Here is a 17850-nt window from a genome sequence, read left to right as displayed (position 1 = left end):
GTGAAAAAGGATTCCCTCAAGAGCTGGTTCAAGAGCGGCGCCCCTGGCGTCTGGATAAGCGGTGGCGCGGTGTCCATCGCGGTGATCATGACCATCGGTCTGCTCTCCGTGATCGCCGTGCGCGGCCTGGCGCACTTCTGGCCGGCCGACCTGATTCAGGCCAGCTACAACGTGCCGGGCCAGGCCAACCACATCGTCATCGGCGAAGTGGTGCAAAAGGAAGAGGTGCCGCTGGCACGCCTCAAGGGGGCCGGCCTGCCGGTACCCGACAACGGCCCGGAGTTCATGACCCGCGAGTTGATCAAGGTCGGCAACCGCGACCTCAACGGCAGTGACTTCACCTGGGTGGTCGGCGACTGGCTGGTGGACCAGCAGAAGCCGGTCGACCTGATCGCCCTGGAGCGCCGCGAGTGGGGCAACTTCTACGGCTACCTGGTCAGCGTCAAGGAAAACGGCAAGGTGGTTGCCGAAGGGCAGGCCGCCTGGAACGAGCTGCAGGCACGCCTCAAGCGTGCTGCCGGCCTGGCCGGCGAGCTGCAGAAGCTCGAGAAGAAGGACATCGGTGCGATCAACCATGGCCTTGAGCGCCTGCGCCTGCAAGCCCGCAAGCTGGAACTGCAAGGCAAGCTGACCCCTGTAGCGCAGGCCGACATGGATGCCGAGCGCGCCGAGCTGAACAACCGCTACAAGGCCATCGAGGACCGCCTGGGCAAGCTGCACCAGGACTTCAGCCGCGACAGCCTGGTGGCCCGTGACGGCAATGGCCGCGAAGTCGAGATCAACCTCGACAAGGTGGTGCACGCCTACCAGCCCAACGCCATGAACAACTTCACCAAGCTGGGCACCTACTTCGCCAAGGTGTGGGAGTTCCTCAGCGACGACCCGCGTGAAGCCAACACCGAGGGCGGGATCTTCCCGGCGATCTTCGGCACCGTGATGATGACCCTGATCATGGCCGTGATCGTCACCCCGTTCGGCGTGCTGGCGGCGGTGTACCTGCGTGAATATGCCCGCCAGGGTCCGGTGACCCGGCTGATCCGCATCGCGGTGAACAACCTGGCCGGCGTGCCGGCGATCGTCTACGGCGTGTTCGGCCTGGGCTTCTTCGTGTACGTGCTGGGCGGCTCGCTCGACCACCTGTTCTTCCCCGAAGCACTGCCGGCGCCGACCCTGGGTACCCCGGGCCTGCTGTGGGCCTCGCTGACCCTGGCGCTGCTGGCGGTACCGGTGGTGATCGTGGCCACCGAAGAAGGCCTGGCGCGGATCCCGCGGACCGTGCGCGAGGGCTCGCTGGCCCTGGGTGCGACCAAGGCCGAGACGCTGTGGAAGATCGTGCTGCCGATGGCCAGCCCGGCGATGATGACCGGCATGATCCTGGCCGTGGCCCGTGCCGCGGGCGAGGTGGCGCCGCTGATGCTGGTGGGTGTGGTGAAACTGGCGCCGTCGCTACCGGTGGACGGCAACTACCCGTACCTGCACCTGGACCAGAAGATCATGCACCTGGGCTTCCACATCTACGACGTCGGCTTCCAGAGCCCCAACGTCGAGGCCGCGCGGCCGTTGGTGTACGCCACGGCGCTGCTGCTGGTGATGGTGATCGCCACGCTCAACCTCTCGGCGGTATGGATACGCAACCACCTGCGCGAGAAGTACAAGGCGCTGGACAGCTGATACCCCTTATTGCAAGCGCCGCCCGTGTGTTGTGCCGGGCGGTACGATGAAACGAAATTGATAGCGTATGGAGTCTTACCATGCAGCATGAATCCCACACCCACGGCATCGACATGTCCGCCCTGGGTCGCACCAAGCAGAGCCTGCAGCTGGCCGACGAGACCGTGGCCATCGAAGTGCCGGGCCTGAGCCTGTTCTACGGCGAGAAGCAGGCGCTGTTCGATGTCAGCCTGAACATTCCCAAGCAGCGCGTGACCGCCTTCATCGGCCCCTCGGGCTGCGGCAAGTCGACCCTGCTGCGCACCTTCAACCGCATGAACGACCTGGTCGACGGCTGCCGGGTGGAAGGCGCGATCAACCTCGACGGCAACAACATCTACCGCAAGGGCGAGGACGTGGCCGAGCTGCGCCGCCGCGTGGGCATGGTGTTCCAGAAGCCCAACCCGTTCCCCAAGACCATCTACGAGAACGTGGTGTACGGCCTGCGCATCCAGGGCATCAACAAGAAGCGTGTACTGGATGAAGCCGTGGAGTGGGCACTCAAGGGTGCCGCACTGTGGGAGGAGGTCAAGGACCGCCTGCACGACTCGGCCCTGGGCCTGTCCGGCGGCCAGCAGCAGCGCCTGGTGATCGCCCGTACCATCGCGGTGGAGCCAGAGGTGCTTTTGCTCGACGAACCGTGCTCGGCGCTGGACCCGATTTCCACGCTCAAGGTCGAAGAGCTGATCTACGAACTCAAGTCCAAGTACACCATCGTCATCGTGACCCACAACATGCAGCAGGCCGCGCGGGTTTCGGACTACACCGCGTTCATGTACATGGGCAAGCTGGTGGAATACGGTGACACCGACACCCTGTTCACCAACCCGGCGAAGAAGCAGACCGAAGACTACATCACCGGTCGGTATGGCTAGGATTCAACGATTGAACGCCGCCTGACAGCACTTACCGGACGCGCCAAGGATTTCTCATGATCGACAAAGACAGCCTTACCCATCACATCTCCCAGCAGTTCAACGCCGAACTTGAAGAGGTTCGCAGCCATCTTCTGGCAATGGGCGGCCTGGTCGAGAAACAGGTCAACGACGCCGTCACCGCGCTGATCGAGGCCGATTCGGGCCTGGCCCAGCAGGTGCGCGAAGTCGATGAGCAGATCAACCAGATGGAACGCAACATCGACGAGGAGTGCGTGCGCATCCTGGCCCGGCGCCAGCCGGCGGCGTCGGACCTGCGCCTGATCATCAGCATTTCCAAGTCGGTGATCGACCTGGAGCGCATCGGCGACGAATCGACCAAGATCGCCCGCCGCGCCATCCAGTTGTGCGAAGAAGGCGAGTCGCCGCGCGGCTACGTGGAGGTGCGTCACATCGGCGACCAGGTACGCAACATGGTGCGCGACGCGCTCGACGCCTTTGCCCGCTTCGATGCCGAGCTGGCGCTGTCGGTGGCGCAGTACGACAAGACCATCGACCGCGAGTACAAGACCGCCCTGCGCGAGCTGGTGACCTACATGATGGAAGACCCGCGCTCGATCTCGCGGGTACTGAGCGTGATCTGGGCGCTGCGTTCGCTGGAGCGCATCGGCGACCACGCGCGCAACATCGCCGAGCTGGTGATCTACCTGGTGCGCGGTACCGACGTGCGTCACCTGGGCCTGAAGCGAATGAAGGAAGAAGTCGAGGGCAACGGCAACGGCGAAAAAGCTAATGTTCCGGGCAAACCTGACGATAAATAGGACTGCCCCGAGAATGAACGCCCGGCCTTGGCCGGGCGTTTTCGTTTGCGGCAGCGCAACAGCACGCACCCGCGAATGATTTGACGGAGCCCCGGCATGAGCGAAGTCTTGGCAAATGGCCATCAGTCAACGTTATGCTAGCCGGGTCTTGAAGGAGTGGCGATGAGTAAAGTCAGTGTTCTGGTCGTGGATGACGCGCCGTTTATCCGTGACCTGGTGAAAAAGTGTCTGCGCAATTACTTCCCCGGCATGGTCATCGAGGACGCGGTCAACGGTCGCAAGGCCCAGGTGCTGCTGGAGCGCGAGCGTTTCGACCTGGTGCTGTGCGACTGGGAGATGCCCGAGATGTCGGGCCTGGAGCTGCTGACCTGGTGCCGCCAGCACGAAGCGCTCAAGGCCATGCCGTTCATCATGGTGACCAGCCGTGGCGACAAGGAAAACGTGGTGCAGGCGATCCAGGCCGGTGTGTCGGACTTTGTCGGCAAGCCGTTCACCAACGAGCAGTTGCTGACCAAGGTGAAGAAGGCGCTGACCAAGCTGGGCAAGCTCGATACCCTGATGGCCAGTGCGCCCACCCGCGCCACCTCCGCGTTTGCCAATGACTCGCTGTCGGCCCTGACCGGCGGCAAGGCCGAGACCGTGCGCCCGGCCGCCCCAGCTGCGGCCCCGGTGGCGGCGGCCAAGCCACTGATCAATGCGCCGCAACCGGGCGCGGCCAAGGCGGCGGCGCCGGCGGGCCGCGGACAGGGCCAGCTGCGCCTGTCCAGCGGCAACCAGGCCTGCGTGATCAAGGCCCTGAGCCTGAAGGAAGCCTTGCTGGTGGTACGCCGTGGCGAAGTGCTTCCGCAGATCCTGGAAGGCGCGGTGCTGGACCTGGAGCAGGGCGACAATGCCGAGATCGCGCGGCTCAACGGGTACCTGCATGCGGTGGTGGCGGTGGAATCCAAGCCGGACAGCGACTGGCTGCAGCTGACCTTCCGCTTTGTCGATCAGGATGCGCAGAAGCTCGACTACCTGTCGCGGCTGATTGCCCGCGGTACGGCGCTCAAGCACTTCGTGCCGGGGGCCTGACAGGCCCTTTGCTGCTCGCAGCCTCTTCGCCGGCAAGGCCGGCTCCTACAGCCGTAGGAGCCGGCCTTGCCGGCGAAGGACACACCACTGATCGCCTGCCATACCCAGCATCACTCCCCGCAACACGCCCTCCATATTCCCCTGCTAGGCTTGCTCACAGCTAACCTGTCAGATGGCCACTACCGATGCCGCCACACCTGCTGCTGTTCTGCGCCCTGTTGCTGGCTGCCGGCCCGAGCTGGGCCATGACCATCTACAAGAACACCGACGCCGACGGCGTGGTGTCCTATTCCGATCGCCCCAGCCCCGGCGCTCGCGCACTGGTGTTCCGTGATCGCATGGTCGAGCAGCTGGGCCAGCAGGTGCAGTTGCAGGTCAGCAAGTACGCCGACGGCGTGCGTTTCAGTGCCCGCAACGAGCTGCACGCCCCGGTCGAAGTGGAACTGCGCCTGGAGCGCCTGGGCAACGTGCAGAACCTGGCGCCGCGCATCGTCCGGCGGGTGGTGCCGGCCCGTTCCACGCTGCTGCTCACTGCCCTCGGTGCGCGCAAGCCCGGTACCCCGGTCAGCTACCGCGAGCAGTTCAACTACACGTTGGGCAACCCCGCCCAGCGCACCCAGGCCTATCGCTACCCGTTCCCCTGGCGCGGCGGCCCGTTCCGCCTCTCCCAGGGCCCCAATGGCACCTACAGCCACTTCGGCCCCAAGGGCCGCTATGCCATGGACATCGCCATGCCCGAAGGCACGCCGATCATTGCGGCGCGGGCAGGGGTGGTGATCAAGACGGAAAACACCCAGAGCGGGCGCGGTACCAACCCGGCAGGCAATTTCGTGCGGATTCTGCATGCCGACGGCACCATGGGCGTGTACCTGCACCTGATGCGCGGGTCGGTGGTGGTCAGCGAAGGCCAGCGGGTGGCCTATGGCACGCCGCTGGCAAGGTCCGGCAACACCGGCAACAGCAGCGGGCCGCACCTGCATTTCGTGGTGCAGCGCAACGTGGGGCTGGCGCTGGAGTCGATCCCGTACCAGTTCAACCAGCCCATCGGCGGGCTGCCGAGCTTTACCGCCGGCAACCCGTAAGGCGCGTCAATCGAGCTTGAGCACCTTGGCCAGCACGATCTTGGGCCCTTTCATCTTCTTGATGATGATGCGCAGGCCGTCGACCTCCAGCACCTCTTCTTCTTCCGGTACGCGCTTGAGCGTCTCGTAGACCAGGCCAGCAAGGGTTTCGGCCTCGATATGGTCCAGGTCCACGCCCAGCAGGCGCTCGACCTTGAACAGCGGGGTGTCGCCGCGCACCAGCAGCTTGCCGGGCTGGTAGGCGAGGATACCGCGCTCGGTCTTGCGGTGTTCGTCCTGGATGTCGCCCACCAGCACTTCGAGCACGTCTTCCATGGTCAGGTAGCCGATCACCTTGCCATCGGCCTCTTCGACCAGGGCAAAGTGCGCGCCGCCCTTGCGGAACTGCTCCAGCAGCTGCGACAGCGGCATGTGGCGCGATACGCGTTCCAGCGGGCGGGTCAGCTCGGCCAGGTTGAACGACTCGGGCAGGTGGTCCAGCGCGGCCAGTTCCAGCAGCAGGTCCTTGATGTGCAGCAGGCCGACGAATTCGCCGCTTTCGGCGTCGAGCACCGGGTAGCGGCTGAACTTGTGCCGGCGGAACATCGCGAGGATCTCCTTGAGCGGCGCATGGGCGTCGAGGCTGACCATGTCTTCACGGGAATTGGCCCAGTCGACCACCTCCAGTTCGCCCATCTCCACCGCCGAGGCCAGTACGCGCATACCCTGGTCGCTGGGGTCCTGGCCCCGGCTGGAGTGCAGGATCAGCTTGAGTTCCTCGCGGCTGTAATGGTGCTCGTGGTGCGGGCCGGGCTCGCCCTGGCCGGCGATGCGCAGGATGGCGTTGGCACTGGCGTTGAGCAGGTAGATGGCCGGGTACATCATCCAGTAGAACAGGTACAGCGGTACCGCCGTCCACAGCGACAGCAGTTCGGGCTTGCGAATGGCCCAGGACTTGGGCGCCAGCTCGCCGACCACGATGTGCAGGTAGGAGATCACGAAGAAGGCGCTGAAGAACGATACGCCCTTGATGACTTCGGGCGATTGCACGCCCACCGCCGCCAGCAGCGGCTCGAGCAGGTGCGCGAAGGCCGGCTCGCCGACCCAGCCCAGGCCCAGCGAGGCCAGTGTGATGCCCAGCTGGCAGGCCGACAGGTAGGCGTCCAGCTGGCTGTGTACGGTACGCAGGATATGCCCGCGCCAGCCGTTCTTGCCGGCAATCGCCTCGACCCGGGTCGAGCGCAGCTTGACCATGGCGAACTCGGCCGCAACGAAGAATCCGTTGAGCAGAACCAGCAGCAGAGCAAAAAGAATCATGCCGAAATCGGCGAACAGTGAAGCGAGGGTGATACCAGGGGAAGGGTCCATGATGGAGTTTTACGGGGTCCGTCTTCTGAAATAAGGGAGTGTGGCAATGCCAGCAGGTACTGGCGCGAGTCAGCCAATGTAGCGGCTGACTGCGCAAATTTAAAGGGCGGTCGCTCAGGAAACGGTGCGGGTTGCCACCTGAACGGGGGCGAAATGGCAGGTAAAGGTACTGCCGTGGCCCGGTACGCTGTTGATCTCCAGCCGGCCGCGGTGGCGCAGCAGTACGTGCTTGACGATCGCCAGGCCAAGGCCGGTGCCGCCGGTGGTGGAGTTGCGGCTGGAGTCGACGCGGTAGAAACGCTCGGTCAGGCGTGGCAGGTGCTTGGGGTCGATGCCGATGCCCGAGTCCTGCACGCTCAGGTGCGCGCCCTGGGCGTCGGCCCACCAGCGGATGCGGATCTGGCCCTCATCCTGGGTGTACTTGACGGCGTTGAACACAAGGTTGGAGAACGCGCTGCGCAGTTCCGCCTCGCTGCCCTTGAGGCGCACGCCCGGCTCGGCGTCCAGGGTGATGCGCTGGTTGCGCTGGCCGGACAGGGCCTGGGCATCGCCCTTGATCGACTGCAGCAGGCTGTCGATGGCCACCGGCTGATTGTCGGAGGGGTAGTCGGTGGCCTCCAGCTTGGCCAGCAGCAACAGGTCGTTGAGCAGCGTCTGCATGCGCACGCCTTGCTGCTGCATCTGGGTCAGGGCCCGCACCCAGCGCGGGTTCACCTCCTCGACGTTGTCGAGCAGGGTCTCCAGGTACCCGGCAATCACCGTCAGTGGCGTGCGCAGCTCGTGGGAGACGTTGGCGACGAAGTCCTTGCGCATCTGTTCGAGCTGGTGGATGCGGGTCACGTCGCGCACCAGCATCAGGTGTTCGTTGTTGCCGTAGCGGGTGATGTGCAGCTGGATGCGCAGGCGGTCGCTGATGGGCGAGGGGATTTCCAGCGGCTCGAGGTAGTTCTCCTGTTCGAAGTACTCCTTGAAGCGCGGGTGGCGCACCAGGTTGGTGACCGGCTGGCCGCTGTCCTGTGGGGTCTTGAGCCCCAGCAGGGTCTCGGCGGCGCGGTTCCACCACTCCAGGTTGCCGTCGCTGTCGAGCATGATCACCGCGTCCTTGAGGGCGGCGGTGGACTCCTGCACGCGGTCGATCACTGCCTGCAGGCGCCCGCGCACGCGTTGGTCGCGGCGTTGCAGGTGGTAGATGCTGTCGAACACCTCGCCCCACAGGCCATAGCCGTCGGGCGGGGCCTCGTCGGGTTTGTGCTGGCGCAGCCAGTCGTGCAGGCGCAGCAGCTGCTTGAGGGTCCAGCCCAGATACACGCCAAGGCCCAGGGCCAGGCTCCAGCCGTAATGGCCGCTGATCAGCCCGGCCAGCAGGCAGACGGTGGTCAGCAGCAGCATGTGGCGAATCAGGGTGCCATGCCAGTTTTGGTTCACGGTGGGTCCTTAGGACCCGCTGCAAGCTGCAAGCGGCAAGCTGCAAGATTGAAGCGGATCTGCGTTTGCTTTTGCTCTTACTTGAGGCTTGTAGCTTGCCGTGTTCTCAACTCTTGGTTGAGAACCGGTATCCCGTGCCGCGCACGGTTTGTACCAGATTTTCGTAGGCTTCACCCAGCGCCTTGCGCAGACGGCGGATATGCACGTCGACGGTGCGCTCCTCCACGTACACATTGCCGCCCCATACCTGGTCGAGCAGTTGGCCACGGGTGTAGGCGCGCTCCTGATGGGTCATGAAGAACTGCAGCAGGCGGTATTCGGTAGGGCCCATCTCGGCAGGCTTGCCGTCGATGGTCACGCGGTGGCTGATCGGGTCGAGCAGCAGGCCGCCGACCTCGATCGGGGCCTCGCCATCGCTGGGGCCGGCACGGCGCAGCACGGCCTTGAGGCGGGCCACCAGTTCGCGCGGGGAGAACGGCTTGGTGATGTAGTCGTCGGCGCCGACTTCCAGGCCCTGGATCTTGTTGTCTTCCTCACCCTTGGCGGTGAGCATGATGATCGGGATGTCGCCGGTCAGCTCATCGCGCTTGAGGCGCCGCGCCAGTTCGATGCCCGAAGTGCCCGGCAGCATCCAGTCGAGCAGGATCAGGTCGGGCTTGCGGTCGACGATGATGGCATGGGCCTGCTGCGAGTTTTCCGCCTCCAGGCAGTCGTAGCCGGCCATTTCCAATGCAACGGCGATCATCTCGCGAATCGGCGCCTCGTCGTCAACGATCAGAATGTTCCTGCCAACCATGCTCAAACCTCTTCCCATTAAGGTGTCTTGGCCCGCATTAGATAACGGAATTATTGCAGTCGTGTGACAGGTCGTGTGGCCTGGCGGCAACATTCCTTGGCTGAGCTACGCTTTAGCTCCCACCCATCACCAAAAACGGTGAATCCAATGACACGACATACGCTGAACTGGATGGCTCTCTTTGCTGTTGCAGCACTGGCCCTGCCGGGGGTGGCAGCGGCCGCGCCGGGGATGGAGAAGAACGGCGTGCTGGTTGATTCTGCCGGCATGACGCTGTACACCTTCGACAAGGATGCCGGCGGCAAATCCATGTGCAATGACGACTGCGCCAAGAACTGGCCGCCCCTCAAGGCCATGGCGGGCGACGCCGCCGAGGGCAAGTGGACGCAGATCAAGCGCGAAGACGGCTCGATGCAGTGGGCCTACGATGGCAAGCCGCTGTACACCTTCGTCAAGGACAAGAAGGGCGGTGACATGACCGGCGACGGCATGAAGGACGTCTGGCACGCCGCCAAGCCATGAGGCCGGCCTTGCGCGGCCGCCCCCGGGGGCGGCTAGCGCAGGGCGTAGTCCAGTACCACGCCGATGAACACCAGCAGTCCGGCCCAGTGGTTGTGCAGGAAGGCCTTGAAGCAGGCGTCGCGATCCAGGCTGCGGGTCGACCAGTATTCCCAGGCGAAGCACAGCGCCGCGCCTACCAGCCCCAGGTGGAACCAGCCACCCAGCTCGAAGCGGTTGCCGGCCATCAGCAGGCAGCCCAGCGACAGCAGCTGCAAGGTCAGGATGATGGCGCGATCGGCTTCGCCGAACAGGATCGCGGTGGACTTGACCCCGATCTTCAGGTCGTCGTCGCGGTCGACCATCGCGTAGTAGGTGTCGTAGCCCACGGTCCACAGCAGGTTGGCGATGTACAGCAGCCAGGCGATGGCCGGCAGCTCGCCGGTGGCGGCGGTGAAGGCCATGGGGATGCCCCAGGAATAGGCCGCGCCCAGCACCACCTGCGGGTAATAGGTGTAGCGCTTCATGAACGGGTAGCAGGCTGCCAGCGCCACGGCGCCGAACGACAGCCATACCGTCTGCGCATTGGTGCACAGCACCAGCACGAAACTCAGCCCCACCAGGGTCGCGAACAGGACCAGCGCCTCGCGCCCGCTGATGCGTCCGGCCGCCAGCGGGCGTTCGGCGGTGCGCTTGACGTGACCGTCGACCTTGCGGTCGGCAAAATCGTTGATCGCGCAGCCTGCGGCGCGCATCAGCACCACGCCGAACAGGAAGATCAGCACGTTGGCCACGGTGGGCGTGCCTTTGGCCGCGATCCATACCGCCGTGAGGGTGGGCCACAGCAGCAGGTAGATGCCGATCGGCTTGTCCATGCGGCTGAGCTGGATGAAGTCCCACGCCCGGGGGTGCAGGCGATTGAGCGACTTGAGCAGGCTCAGGTACATCAGCGGTCCTCCAGGCGGGTGTCGGTGGCCTGCCACAGGGCGGGCAGGAAGATCTCGGCCACCAGGATGCTCAGTTCACCCTGGTCGAACCGCGAACGGCGTGCCCACAGGCCGTCATGGCGCTGCTCGCGGGGCAACCAGGCGGCAGGGTAGTGGCACACCTCGATGGCCTGGCGGGCAAACCCGGGGCTGCAGAACAGCAACTCGCCCAGCGAACGGCTGCCCAGCGCTTCCATGTCCAGGCCGCCCTGCCGCAGGGCGCTGCGCGCGGCCACACTGCGTGCGTACACCCACGGCTGGCCATGCCCGCGCAGGTACACCTCGCGCACCCAGCCTTCGCTGCCCGGGGCCAGGCCGAGGCTGGTGCACTCGTCGGCGCGCAGCGGCTGCCAGCCCTCGTACAGGGGGGTCACGCTGAAGTGATCGGCGGATAATCGGGTCAGGCGGCGGGTCAACGAGCCCTGGTCGAACAGCCAGTCGGCGGTAAGGGGGTCGGCGCTTGCGGCCAGCGGCGTTTGCTGCTGCAGCCAGTGTGGCGCGGGCACTTGCGAGGTTTCGTACGGCACGGTAGGTATGCGGTTACAAGCCAGTGAGGCGCCGAGCTTAGCATGTTTGCCGGTTGCGCTTGCATCGCGCCACCAGCCTCAGTACAAAGCCCCCTGACGATCCATGCAGCGCCAAGACTGTAATGATCACAACCGATGTGCGTCTGGATTACTGGAGGGAGAGCGATCATGAAGAAGTGGCAATGCGTGGTATGCGGGCTTATCTACAACGAGGCCGATGGCTGGCCGGATGACGGCATTGCGCCGGGCACCTTGTGGCAGGACGTGCCGGAAGACTGGCTGTGCCCGGACTGCGGTGTGGGCAAGATGGATTTCGAGATGATCGAAATCAACTGATCATTTTTTATACAGGGAAGGGATGAAGGCATGAGCGATCCGGTGGTGATTGTCGGTACGGGGCTGGCGGGCTACAACCTCGCCCGCGAATTTCGCAAGCTCGACGGCGAGACGCCGTTGCTGCTGATCAGCGCCGATGATGGTCGCTCGTATTCCAAGCCGATGCTGTCCACCGGCTTTGCCAAGGACAAGGACGCCGACGGCCTGAGCATGGCCGAGCCGGGGGCCATGGCCGAGCAGCTCAAGGCCCAGGTGCGTACCCATACGCGCATCAGCGGCATCGACCCGGGCCACAAGCGCCTGTGGATCGGCGAGGAGCAGGTGCCGTACCGCGACCTGGTGCTGGCGCTGGGCGCGCAGACCATCCAGGTGCCGGTGCAGGGCGACGCAGCCGATGCGATCTTCCCGATCAACGACCTCGAAGACTACGCGCGCTTTCGCGCCGCGGCGGCCGGCAAGCGCCGGGTACTGATTCTGGGGGCCGGGCTGATCGGCTGCGAGTTCGCCAACGACATGCACCTGGGTGGCTTCGAGATCGACATCGTCGCCCCCTGCGAGCAGGTCATGCCGACCCTGCTGCACCCGGCCGCCGCGGCTGCGGTGCAGGCTGGGCTGCAAGGGCTTGGTGTGCGCTTTCACCTGGGCCCGGTGCTGACCCGCCTGGAACGTTCGGCCGATGCCCTGCAAGCGCATCTGTCCGATGGCAGTGTGATCGTCTGCGACCTTGTGGTATCGGCCATCGGCCTGCGCCCCCGCATCGACCTGGCTGCCGCCGCTGGCCTGCAGGTCAATCGCGGGGTGGTGGTCGACCGCCACCTGCGCACCTCGCACGCCAATATCCATGCCCTGGGCGACTGTGCCGAGGTCGACGGCATCAACCTGCTGTACGTGATGCCGCTGATGGCCTGCGCGCGCGCGCTGGCGCAGACCCTGGCGGGCAATCCGACGGTGGTCAGCTACGGGCCTATGCCCATCACGGTGAAGACCCCGGTATGCCCGCTGGTCGTTTCGCCGCCGCCACGCGCCCGCGAAGGCCAGTGGCAGGTCGAAGGGCAGGGCAGCGACATCAAGGTGCTCTGCCGGGATGCCGATGGCCAACTGCTGGGCTATGTATTGACCGGTACGGCAGTGATGGAAAAGCTGGCGCTGAACCGTCAACTTCCGCCGTTGCTGGCATAAATAGCTGTCGTTCTGTCGGATATACCCTGCCATTGCCTGAACAATGGCCGCCCAGAGACTGGCGCGGCCACTGGCGGCGTGCCATTCTCACACCCGTCTGCCGCAGTTTAGAGCCTGCGGTGCCTTAGGCGCTGCCTGCAAGGCAGCACGGCATAACAACAAAAAATCCGTCAGAGGGGCTTCACCATGCGTAAACCAGAACTCGCCGCAGCCATTGCCGAGAAAGCCGACCTTACCAAGGAGCAGGCCAACCGCGTGCTCAATGCCGTACTGGAAGAAATCACCAACGCGCTGCACAAGAAAGACAGCGTCACCCTGGTAGGCTTCGGCACGTTCCTGCAGCGCCACCGTGGCGCGCGCACCGGCAAGAACCCTCAGACGGGCGAGCCGGTGAAGATCAAGGCCAGCAACACCGTGGCGTTCAAACCAGGCAAGTTCCTCAAGGACAGCGTCAATCCGTAAGGCCGTGGGCTACTGATTGCATTGAAGAGCGGGCACCCCTACAAGGTGCCCGTTCTTGTTTGTGTGGCGGCTCTTCGCCGGCAATGCCGGCGCCTGCAGGAGATAACCGCCGTCTGCAGGAGCCGGCGTTGCCGGCGAGGAACCCACCGTGCAGTGCGCTATTGCCGTGCCCCGTGCTTGTGACTAGCATACGCCGCCGCCCACACCCGCGCGGCGGTGTTCCAGGGAGGGAGCGGCATGGGCAACTCATCATTCATCGAATCGTTCGGCTCATGCCTGTGAGCTGTGCGCCCCCCTATCGCTTCTACGTCTGGTTACCCTGGGTATGCCTGGTTTCGCTGCTGTGCCTGGATGTCTACCAGTACGGCCTGCGCGTGGCCGGTTTCGAGCCGTTCCTGCAAATCTACCTGCTGGGCTTCGGCCTGCTTGGTTACCCCCTGTTCGCGCTGTGGGCCAGCCGCCGCCTGCACCTGGCGCCTCGGCACCTGTGGTGGGCGCCGTTGTGGTGCGTCCCTTTCTACGCACTGCCCTGGGTGCTGTATGGCCTGGTCTACCTGCTCACCGGTCGTATCGCCGGGTTGGGCCTGATGCTGATGTGGGTGGCCTTTGTGCCCTACCTGCTGGGCGCCGGCTATTTTTTCGTCACCCTGACCGCGCTGCTGCTGGCGGCGCAAAGGCGCCTGTGCAATGGATCTTGAGCTGAAGAATTACCTGGCAGGTCTCGCCGACAGCAACCTGTTCGGCAGCCTGGCCATCCTGTGCCTGTTCGCCTTGCTGCTGAACCTCGGCGAGCGCCAGCGCAACACGCGCTGGGTTAGGCTGCTGACGTTTGGCTGCCTGTTGTCGGTGGTGCTGCTGCACGGTGTGGGCACCTACTGCATGAATACCCAGGTACCGTGATGAAGGCAGTAATCGGGGTGATACTGGTGGCCGTGCTGGCGCTGGGGGTGGGCACGCCGCTGTTCGGCAACCTGCTGATGCTGCTGATGGACCGCGACAACTTCATCCCCGCCGAATCGTCGCTGCTGAGTTTCGAGCCGTATCAGGTGTCCCAGGGCTCATCGAACTATTGGCTGTACGGCGAGGACGACCGTTACTACTACCACTTCACGCATGAGCCCGCTCACCCCTATCGCTATATCGCCAAGGACAATCACTGCCCGGCGTTCGACCGTGACGATGTGCGCAGCTGGTGCAATGCGCTGCAAGGAACGCCGCCCAAATGAAGCGACAACTGCTGATCAATGTCGCCCTGCATGCACTGGCCATCGTGCTCTACGGGGTGCTCAACGATATTGCCGTGGACTGGTACAAGGGCCACTACGGCGGCTTTACCGCCCGTGGCGTGTCCTCCGGCAGCATTGTGTTCCTGGTGATGTGGGTGTTCGTGCCGCTCAATGTGGTGCTGCCCCTGTTGACCAACTGGAAGCTCAAGTACTGGCTGGTGGCCGCGCAAATCGTGTTGATCCTCTGGTGGCTGTTGCCCGAGCACCCGGTGCGGGCGTACTTCTTCAGTTGCCTGGCGGGCGGCCTCAGCCTGTCGGCGGTGCTGATCTCGCACTGGCTGAGGCGTAAATGAGCAGCCCGACCGTAAAGCAGCAACTGTGGCGCTGGCTGGTGGTGCTGGGCGTGCTGGCGTGGGTGGGCTATCAGATTCACGCGCTGATCGAGGCACCCGGCCAGACCTCGTTCGTCAGCGAGTCGGGGCGTTACCGTTTCCAGAACGTGCCGGCGCGCAGTTGGCTGATACCCTTCGGCGGCATGGGCTACATGCGCGTGACCGATCGCGAGCGCCCGGGCGAGGTCTGGCGCACGCCGCTGTACGACCTGCAGTCGCTGGACATGCGCGACTTCGAGGATGAAGCCGAAGTGGGCATCTACTGGATCAATTTCAACAAGCGCGACCGACATTTCGACATCGCCATGCCGCAATGGGAGCCGCACTGGCTCAACAGCTTCATCGCCAATACCGACTACACCGTGGCCGAAGAACAGGCCCGCTGCCGCAAACCCGAGCACCTGGTGCGCTACTTCTGGGACCTGTGGCTGTGGCTGGTGTGGGTCAGCGACTACCCCTGCACGCAAACCGAGTACTACATCAACCCGCCTCCGGTGTATCAGCCATGAAGTCGAGTATCCCGATGCTGCTGGCCGGCCTGCTGGCAAGTGCGCTGGCGCAGGCCGCGCCGGTTTGCCCCAGCCGCGACTTCGCGATGTTTTTCAAGGCGTTTGCCGAGGATGCGCAGCTGCAGGCCGACTTTACCGCCCATACCCTGGTCGAGCAGCGCCTCCAGGCCGGGCCCGAGGGGCCGCAACCGGTGGTACGCAAGCTCGAGCCAGCCCTGCGTCCTGATCTTTCGCAGCTGTCGTCGGAGCGGGTGGCGGCCAACGGTCTGATCCGTGAAATCGCGCTGCCCGACCGGGTTTACCTGCGCGACCAGCGCGGCGAGGTGTTGCAGGCATTCATCTTCGAGCAGGCCGACTGCTGGGCGCTGGCGCGGGTCGAGGACTGGTCGCCGAGCGACGCGCTCAAGAGCGTGAAAACCCGCGATGATGCCGCCCCCGGCGTGCGTGCGCTGCTGCGCGGCGATGCCTACGAGCAACTGGGCCAGGGTGAAATCAAGCCCATCGACAAGCAGCTGTTCATCGCTGCGCTCAACAGCTACCTCGATGCCGTGGACCAGGGCTCTGCCTACGCTGCCTACAGCGCTGCGGCAATCAGCCTGTCGGGCATGGCGCCGCGCCTGAGCAACCAGCGCCTGGAGCAGTTGCTGCGCCTGTCGTCGGCCACTGTCCCTGAAGGGGCACTGATGCTGGCGAGCTTCTATTGCGACGAGGGCCAGTACCGCCCCGACGACAACACCTGCAAACACCCGCAGAAGGCCCTCGACGCCTTGCGTCAGTCCGCCGCGATGGGCTCGGGCAATGCCTTCAACGAGCTGGGCAGCGTGTATGCGCGCGGTGAAATCGTGCCCGCTCAACCGGCACGCTCGCTGGCCTGCTACACCGAGGCGGTGGCGCACGGTGCAGACTGGGCGGACTTCAATGCCCAGGAGATGATCAAACGCGGCGCCCGCGCCGACAAGGACCAGCCATGCCTGTAGCCCACAACTGGCGCGAATGCCTGCAAGACCCGACGCTGAGCCCGCCCGCGCCCTGGGTCAGCTTTCCCGAGCTCGACCCGCAGGGGCTGGGCAGCCTGCAGGGCGATTTCGAACACTACTGGCGTTACTGCTGGTGGCCGTTCTGGTTGCGCCTGGGCAAGGCCCGCCAGCAGGCCTACCTGCTGCGCCACAACGCACCGCGTGGCTGGGCAGAGTATCTGGCGCACATCGACCACCAGCCTCCGTCGCCCGGGCTGGCGCCACTGCCCGAACACTGGCGTGGCGACAGCCCGGTCACCCATCGCCAGTTGCTGCGCTGGGTGCTGCCGATAGTGGTGCACCTGTTTGCGGTGGTGGCCTACGTGGCGCTCAACGGCACGCTGGTGAGCTGGTACAAGCAGTACGCCGGCGGGCTGACGTCGCGCGGTGTAGCCGTTGGCATAGCGATGTACATGGTGTTCTGGTTCTTCGTCGGCATGAACCTGCTGATCGCCCTGCTGCCACGGGTGTGGGGCAAGGTACAGGCCACGGTGTTCATGGCGGCGATCATCGGCTTCTACCTGTGGCCCGAGCATCCGCTGCGGGCGCTGTTCTACAGCACACTGTCTGCCAGTGTGACCCTGGTGGCCATCGGCGCGAATGCGCAGCTGCACCGTCACTTTCTCAACCTCATCTTCAAGGGTTCGAAATGAAGCGTACCCCTCACGCCGTTGCCTTGGCGTTGTCACTGGCAGGCACTGCCCATGCCGCAGTACCTGCCGAAAAAACCATCGAGGGCGCAGGCGGGGCGAAGCTTTCGTTCTCCAAATGGAGCGCCGAGGAGAACGGCTGGCATGCGGTGCAGTGGCAAGGCGCCAATGGCAAGAGCTTCACCTTGTACCCGCACGAGTTTGCGCGGGATGCGATCGATGGCGACGCTTCGGCAGTGTCGCCTGACGGGCGCTTCGTGATGCTCTACCGCCTGCGCCAGTCGGGGCGGCAGTTCACGCCCCCCACGCTGCGCTGCGACATGGTGGCGATGGACACCGGTTGTGTGATGGCCACGCGGCTGGCTCAGTACTGCGTGGGCCGTTGGCAGAACGGCGCCTGGCAGCCGGAGAACAAGCTGCCCTGGGCTACCAAGCTGGAAACCATCAAGCCGGCCAAGGTCGCAGGCCTGCTGCACAGCAGCGAGAACCGCGAGATACCCGCGCGTCACGCCGTACTGGCCGAAGAGGTGTACATGGGCCTGGATTCCTACATGGCCTGCCATGCGCCCCAGGACAACGTGCCCGGCTACAACGACATGGGCTACCTGATCGGCGACGACTGGAACCCCAACCTGATGCTGCGCATCTATCGCGCCATCGAGCCCTTTGCCCAGGGGCGTCGGGCGCTGCAGCTGAACATTGCCGACATTCTCTGGGGCTACGGCAACTCGCGCGAAGCCGGCCCTTACTACGCGCGCTATCGCCAGCAGATGCTGGAGGCCGGCGCGGCGCAGAAGATTCCGTCACGGGTGCAACTGCGCCTGGATGCGGTACCGGCTGCCGACCCCAACCGGTAGGCCGCACACCCTGACATACAGTCGCCTTCAACAAAGCGAAGTCGGCTGTAGCCTTTGGTCGCAAAAAAGCTAAACTGCGCCCCTC

At 64.7% G+C, this 17850-nt stretch carries 22 protein-coding genes; 17 read left to right on the top strand and 5 right to left on the bottom strand.

Annotation, left to right across the window (positions count from 1 at the left end):
* From pstA to N0B28_RS25870, 5 genes are all read left to right on the top strand, one after another.
* Window positions 1-1671, top strand: coding sequence for a phosphate ABC transporter permease PstA (pstA, locus tag N0B28_RS25890; RefSeq protein WP_043861543.1), 1671 nt, complete (start codon window positions 1-3; stop codon window positions 1669-1671).
* Between the two features lie 80 nt (window positions 1672-1751).
* Entirely contained in the window at window positions 1752-2585 is an 834-nt protein-coding gene (pstB, locus tag N0B28_RS25885) for a phosphate ABC transporter ATP-binding protein PstB (RefSeq protein WP_043861544.1), read from the top strand.
* 56 nt (window positions 2586-2641) lie between these two features.
* Window positions 2642-3406 (top strand): phosphate signaling complex protein PhoU, encoded by a 765-nt coding sequence (gene phoU, locus N0B28_RS25880; protein ID WP_043861545.1) that lies wholly within the window; start codon window positions 2642-2644, stop codon window positions 3404-3406.
* A gap of 162 nt (window positions 3407-3568) precedes the next feature.
* Complete coding sequence (locus tag N0B28_RS25875) at window positions 3569-4477, top strand: response regulator (RefSeq protein ID WP_088513972.1); 909 nt, start codon at window positions 3569-3571, stop codon at window positions 4475-4477.
* 185 nt (window positions 4478-4662) lie between these two features.
* Window positions 4663-5559, top strand: a complete 897-nt coding sequence (locus tag N0B28_RS25870; RefSeq protein WP_054916463.1) for a M23 family metallopeptidase — start codon at window positions 4663-4665, stop codon at window positions 5557-5559.
* Between the two features lie 6 nt (window positions 5560-5565).
* Here the strand turns inward: N0B28_RS25870 and N0B28_RS25865 are convergent, their stop codons facing one another.
* From N0B28_RS25865 to phoB, 3 genes are all read right to left on the bottom strand, one after another.
* The gene (locus N0B28_RS25865; RefSeq protein WP_043861548.1) at window positions 5566-6906 is read right to left on the bottom strand and encodes a hemolysin family protein; all 1341 of its coding nucleotides are present in this window, start codon (window positions 6904-6906) and stop codon (window positions 5566-5568) included.
* Window positions 6907-7020: 114 nt separating this feature from the next.
* Window positions 7021-8295: a phosphate regulon sensor histidine kinase PhoR gene (gene phoR / locus N0B28_RS25860; RefSeq protein ID WP_275732119.1), complete on the bottom strand. Its 1275-nt coding sequence runs from the start codon at window positions 8293-8295 to the stop codon at window positions 7021-7023.
* 142 nt (window positions 8296-8437) lie between these two features.
* Window positions 8438-9127 carry a phosphate regulon transcriptional regulator PhoB gene (gene phoB / locus N0B28_RS25855; protein WP_028942483.1) on the bottom strand — a complete coding sequence of 230 codons (690 nt, stop codon included), beginning with the start codon at window positions 9125-9127 and terminating at the stop codon, window positions 8438-8440.
* A 147-nt stretch (window positions 9128-9274) separates the two neighbouring features.
* Here phoB and N0B28_RS25850 point away from each other — a divergent pair, with 147 nt between their 5' ends.
* The gene (locus tag N0B28_RS25850) at window positions 9275-9649 is read left to right on the top strand and encodes a hypothetical protein (protein ID WP_043861550.1); all 375 of its coding nucleotides are present in this window, start codon (window positions 9275-9277) and stop codon (window positions 9647-9649) included.
* A 32-nt stretch (window positions 9650-9681) separates the two neighbouring features.
* On the opposite strand, the gene ubiA is transcribed toward N0B28_RS25850, so the two are convergent.
* Together ubiA and N0B28_RS25840 are read right to left on the bottom strand one after the other, a co-directional pair.
* Window positions 9682-10572, bottom strand: a complete 891-nt coding sequence (gene ubiA / locus N0B28_RS25845) for a 4-hydroxybenzoate octaprenyltransferase (RefSeq protein WP_054916464.1) — start codon at window positions 10570-10572, stop codon at window positions 9682-9684.
* Entirely contained in the window at window positions 10572-11099 is a 528-nt protein-coding gene (locus tag N0B28_RS25840; protein WP_231390566.1) for a chorismate lyase, read from the bottom strand. The genes ubiA and N0B28_RS25840 overlap by 1 nt, the downstream gene beginning before the upstream one ends.
* Window positions 11100-11306: 207 nt before the next feature.
* Here N0B28_RS25840 and N0B28_RS25835 point away from each other — a divergent pair, with 207 nt between their 5' ends.
* The 11 genes from N0B28_RS25835 (at window position 11307) to N0B28_RS25785 (ending at window position 17765) form a co-directional block, all read left to right on the top strand.
* Window positions 11307-11474, top strand: coding sequence for a rubredoxin (locus N0B28_RS25835; protein WP_007954349.1), 168 nt, complete (start codon window positions 11307-11309; stop codon window positions 11472-11474).
* A gap of 30 nt (window positions 11475-11504) precedes the next feature.
* Entirely contained in the window at window positions 11505-12653 is a 1149-nt protein-coding gene (locus tag N0B28_RS25830; protein ID WP_054916465.1) for an FAD-dependent oxidoreductase, read from the top strand.
* A 186-nt stretch (window positions 12654-12839) separates the two neighbouring features.
* On the top strand, window positions 12840-13115 hold the full coding sequence (locus N0B28_RS25825; protein ID WP_008366879.1) for an HU family DNA-binding protein: 276 nt from the start codon (window positions 12840-12842) through the stop codon (window positions 13113-13115).
* A gap of 272 nt (window positions 13116-13387) precedes the next feature.
* Window positions 13388-13813: a hypothetical protein gene (locus N0B28_RS25820; protein WP_274096882.1), complete on the top strand. Its 426-nt coding sequence runs from the start codon at window positions 13388-13390 to the stop codon at window positions 13811-13813.
* Window positions 13803-14015 (top strand): hypothetical protein, encoded by a 213-nt coding sequence (locus N0B28_RS25815; protein WP_078481444.1) that lies wholly within the window; start codon window positions 13803-13805, stop codon window positions 14013-14015. Before N0B28_RS25820 ends, N0B28_RS25815 begins: the two co-directional genes overlap by 11 nt.
* Window positions 14015-14341 (top strand): hypothetical protein, encoded by a 327-nt coding sequence (locus N0B28_RS25810; protein WP_274096881.1) that lies wholly within the window; start codon window positions 14015-14017, stop codon window positions 14339-14341. The genes N0B28_RS25815 and N0B28_RS25810 overlap by 1 nt, the downstream gene beginning before the upstream one ends.
* A complete protein-coding gene (locus N0B28_RS25805; RefSeq protein ID WP_043861556.1) occupies window positions 14338-14694 on the top strand; it encodes a hypothetical protein in 357 nt (118 codons plus the stop codon). Before N0B28_RS25810 ends, N0B28_RS25805 begins: the two co-directional genes overlap by 4 nt.
* Window positions 14691-15242 (top strand): hypothetical protein, encoded by a 552-nt coding sequence (locus N0B28_RS25800; RefSeq protein ID WP_052504257.1) that lies wholly within the window; start codon window positions 14691-14693, stop codon window positions 15240-15242. Before N0B28_RS25805 ends, N0B28_RS25800 begins: the two co-directional genes overlap by 4 nt.
* Window positions 15239-16219 carry a sel1 repeat family protein gene (locus tag N0B28_RS25795; protein ID WP_147303848.1) on the top strand — a complete coding sequence of 327 codons (981 nt, stop codon included), beginning with the start codon at window positions 15239-15241 and terminating at the stop codon, window positions 16217-16219. The genes N0B28_RS25800 and N0B28_RS25795 overlap by 4 nt, the downstream gene beginning before the upstream one ends.
* Entirely contained in the window at window positions 16210-16911 is a 702-nt protein-coding gene (locus tag N0B28_RS25790) for a hypothetical protein (RefSeq protein ID WP_058541948.1), read from the top strand. Before N0B28_RS25795 ends, N0B28_RS25790 begins: the two co-directional genes overlap by 10 nt.
* Window positions 16908-17765: a hypothetical protein gene (locus N0B28_RS25785; protein WP_147303847.1), complete on the top strand. Its 858-nt coding sequence runs from the start codon at window positions 16908-16910 to the stop codon at window positions 17763-17765. The genes N0B28_RS25790 and N0B28_RS25785 overlap by 4 nt, the downstream gene beginning before the upstream one ends.
* The last annotated feature ends 85 nt before the right edge of the window (window positions 17766-17850 follow it).

It is taken from the genome of Pseudomonas sp. SD17-1 (genome assembly GCF_029201585.1).
Classification (GTDB): Bacteria; Pseudomonadota; Gammaproteobacteria; order Pseudomonadales; family Pseudomonadaceae; genus Aquipseudomonas; species Aquipseudomonas palmensis.
Note: the sequence above shows the minus strand (reverse complement) of the source record. Positions and strands in the feature narration are given on the sequence as shown.

Excerpts from the sequence above, each read along its gene's own strand:
- pstB (WP_043861544.1), top strand. The coding sequence starts at position 1,752 with ATGCAGCATGAATCCCACACCCACGGCATCGACATGTCCGCCCTGGGT.
- phoU (WP_043861545.1), top strand. The coding sequence starts at position 2,642 with ATGATCGACAAAGACAGCCTTACCCATCACATCTCCCAGCAGTTCAAC.
- N0B28_RS25875 (WP_088513972.1), top strand. The coding sequence starts at position 3,569 with ATGAGTAAAGTCAGTGTTCTGGTCGTGGATGACGCGCCGTTTATCCGT.
- N0B28_RS25870 (WP_054916463.1), top strand. The coding sequence starts at position 4,663 with ATGCCGCCACACCTGCTGCTGTTCTGCGCCCTGTTGCTGGCTGCCGGC.
- N0B28_RS25865 (WP_043861548.1), bottom strand. The coding sequence starts at position 6,906 with ATGGACCCTTCCCCTGGTATCACCCTCGCTTCACTGTTCGCCGATTTC.
- phoR (WP_275732119.1), bottom strand. The coding sequence starts at position 8,295 with ATGCTGCTGCTGACCACCGTCTGCCTGCTGGCCGGGCTGATCAGCGGC.
- phoB (WP_028942483.1), bottom strand. The coding sequence starts at position 9,127 with ATGGTTGGCAGGAACATTCTGATCGTTGACGACGAGGCGCCGATTCGC.
- N0B28_RS25850 (WP_043861550.1), top strand. The coding sequence starts at position 9,275 with ATGACACGACATACGCTGAACTGGATGGCTCTCTTTGCTGTTGCAGCA.
- ubiA (WP_054916464.1), bottom strand. The coding sequence starts at position 10,572 with ATGTACCTGAGCCTGCTCAAGTCGCTCAATCGCCTGCACCCCCGGGCG.
- N0B28_RS25835 (WP_007954349.1), top strand. The coding sequence starts at position 11,307 with ATGAAGAAGTGGCAATGCGTGGTATGCGGGCTTATCTACAACGAGGCC.
- N0B28_RS25830 (WP_054916465.1), top strand. The coding sequence starts at position 11,505 with ATGAGCGATCCGGTGGTGATTGTCGGTACGGGGCTGGCGGGCTACAAC.
- N0B28_RS25825 (WP_008366879.1), top strand. The coding sequence starts at position 12,840 with ATGCGTAAACCAGAACTCGCCGCAGCCATTGCCGAGAAAGCCGACCTT.
- N0B28_RS25820 (WP_274096882.1), top strand. The coding sequence starts at position 13,388 with ATGCCTGTGAGCTGTGCGCCCCCCTATCGCTTCTACGTCTGGTTACCC.
- N0B28_RS25815 (WP_078481444.1), top strand. The coding sequence starts at position 13,803 with ATGGATCTTGAGCTGAAGAATTACCTGGCAGGTCTCGCCGACAGCAAC.
- N0B28_RS25810 (WP_274096881.1), top strand. The coding sequence starts at position 14,015 with ATGAAGGCAGTAATCGGGGTGATACTGGTGGCCGTGCTGGCGCTGGGG.
- N0B28_RS25805 (WP_043861556.1), top strand. The coding sequence starts at position 14,338 with ATGAAGCGACAACTGCTGATCAATGTCGCCCTGCATGCACTGGCCATC.
- N0B28_RS25800 (WP_052504257.1), top strand. The coding sequence starts at position 14,691 with ATGAGCAGCCCGACCGTAAAGCAGCAACTGTGGCGCTGGCTGGTGGTG.
- N0B28_RS25795 (WP_147303848.1), top strand. The coding sequence starts at position 15,239 with ATGAAGTCGAGTATCCCGATGCTGCTGGCCGGCCTGCTGGCAAGTGCG.
- N0B28_RS25790 (WP_058541948.1), top strand. The coding sequence starts at position 16,210 with ATGCCTGTAGCCCACAACTGGCGCGAATGCCTGCAAGACCCGACGCTG.
- N0B28_RS25785 (WP_147303847.1), top strand. The coding sequence starts at position 16,908 with ATGAAGCGTACCCCTCACGCCGTTGCCTTGGCGTTGTCACTGGCAGGC.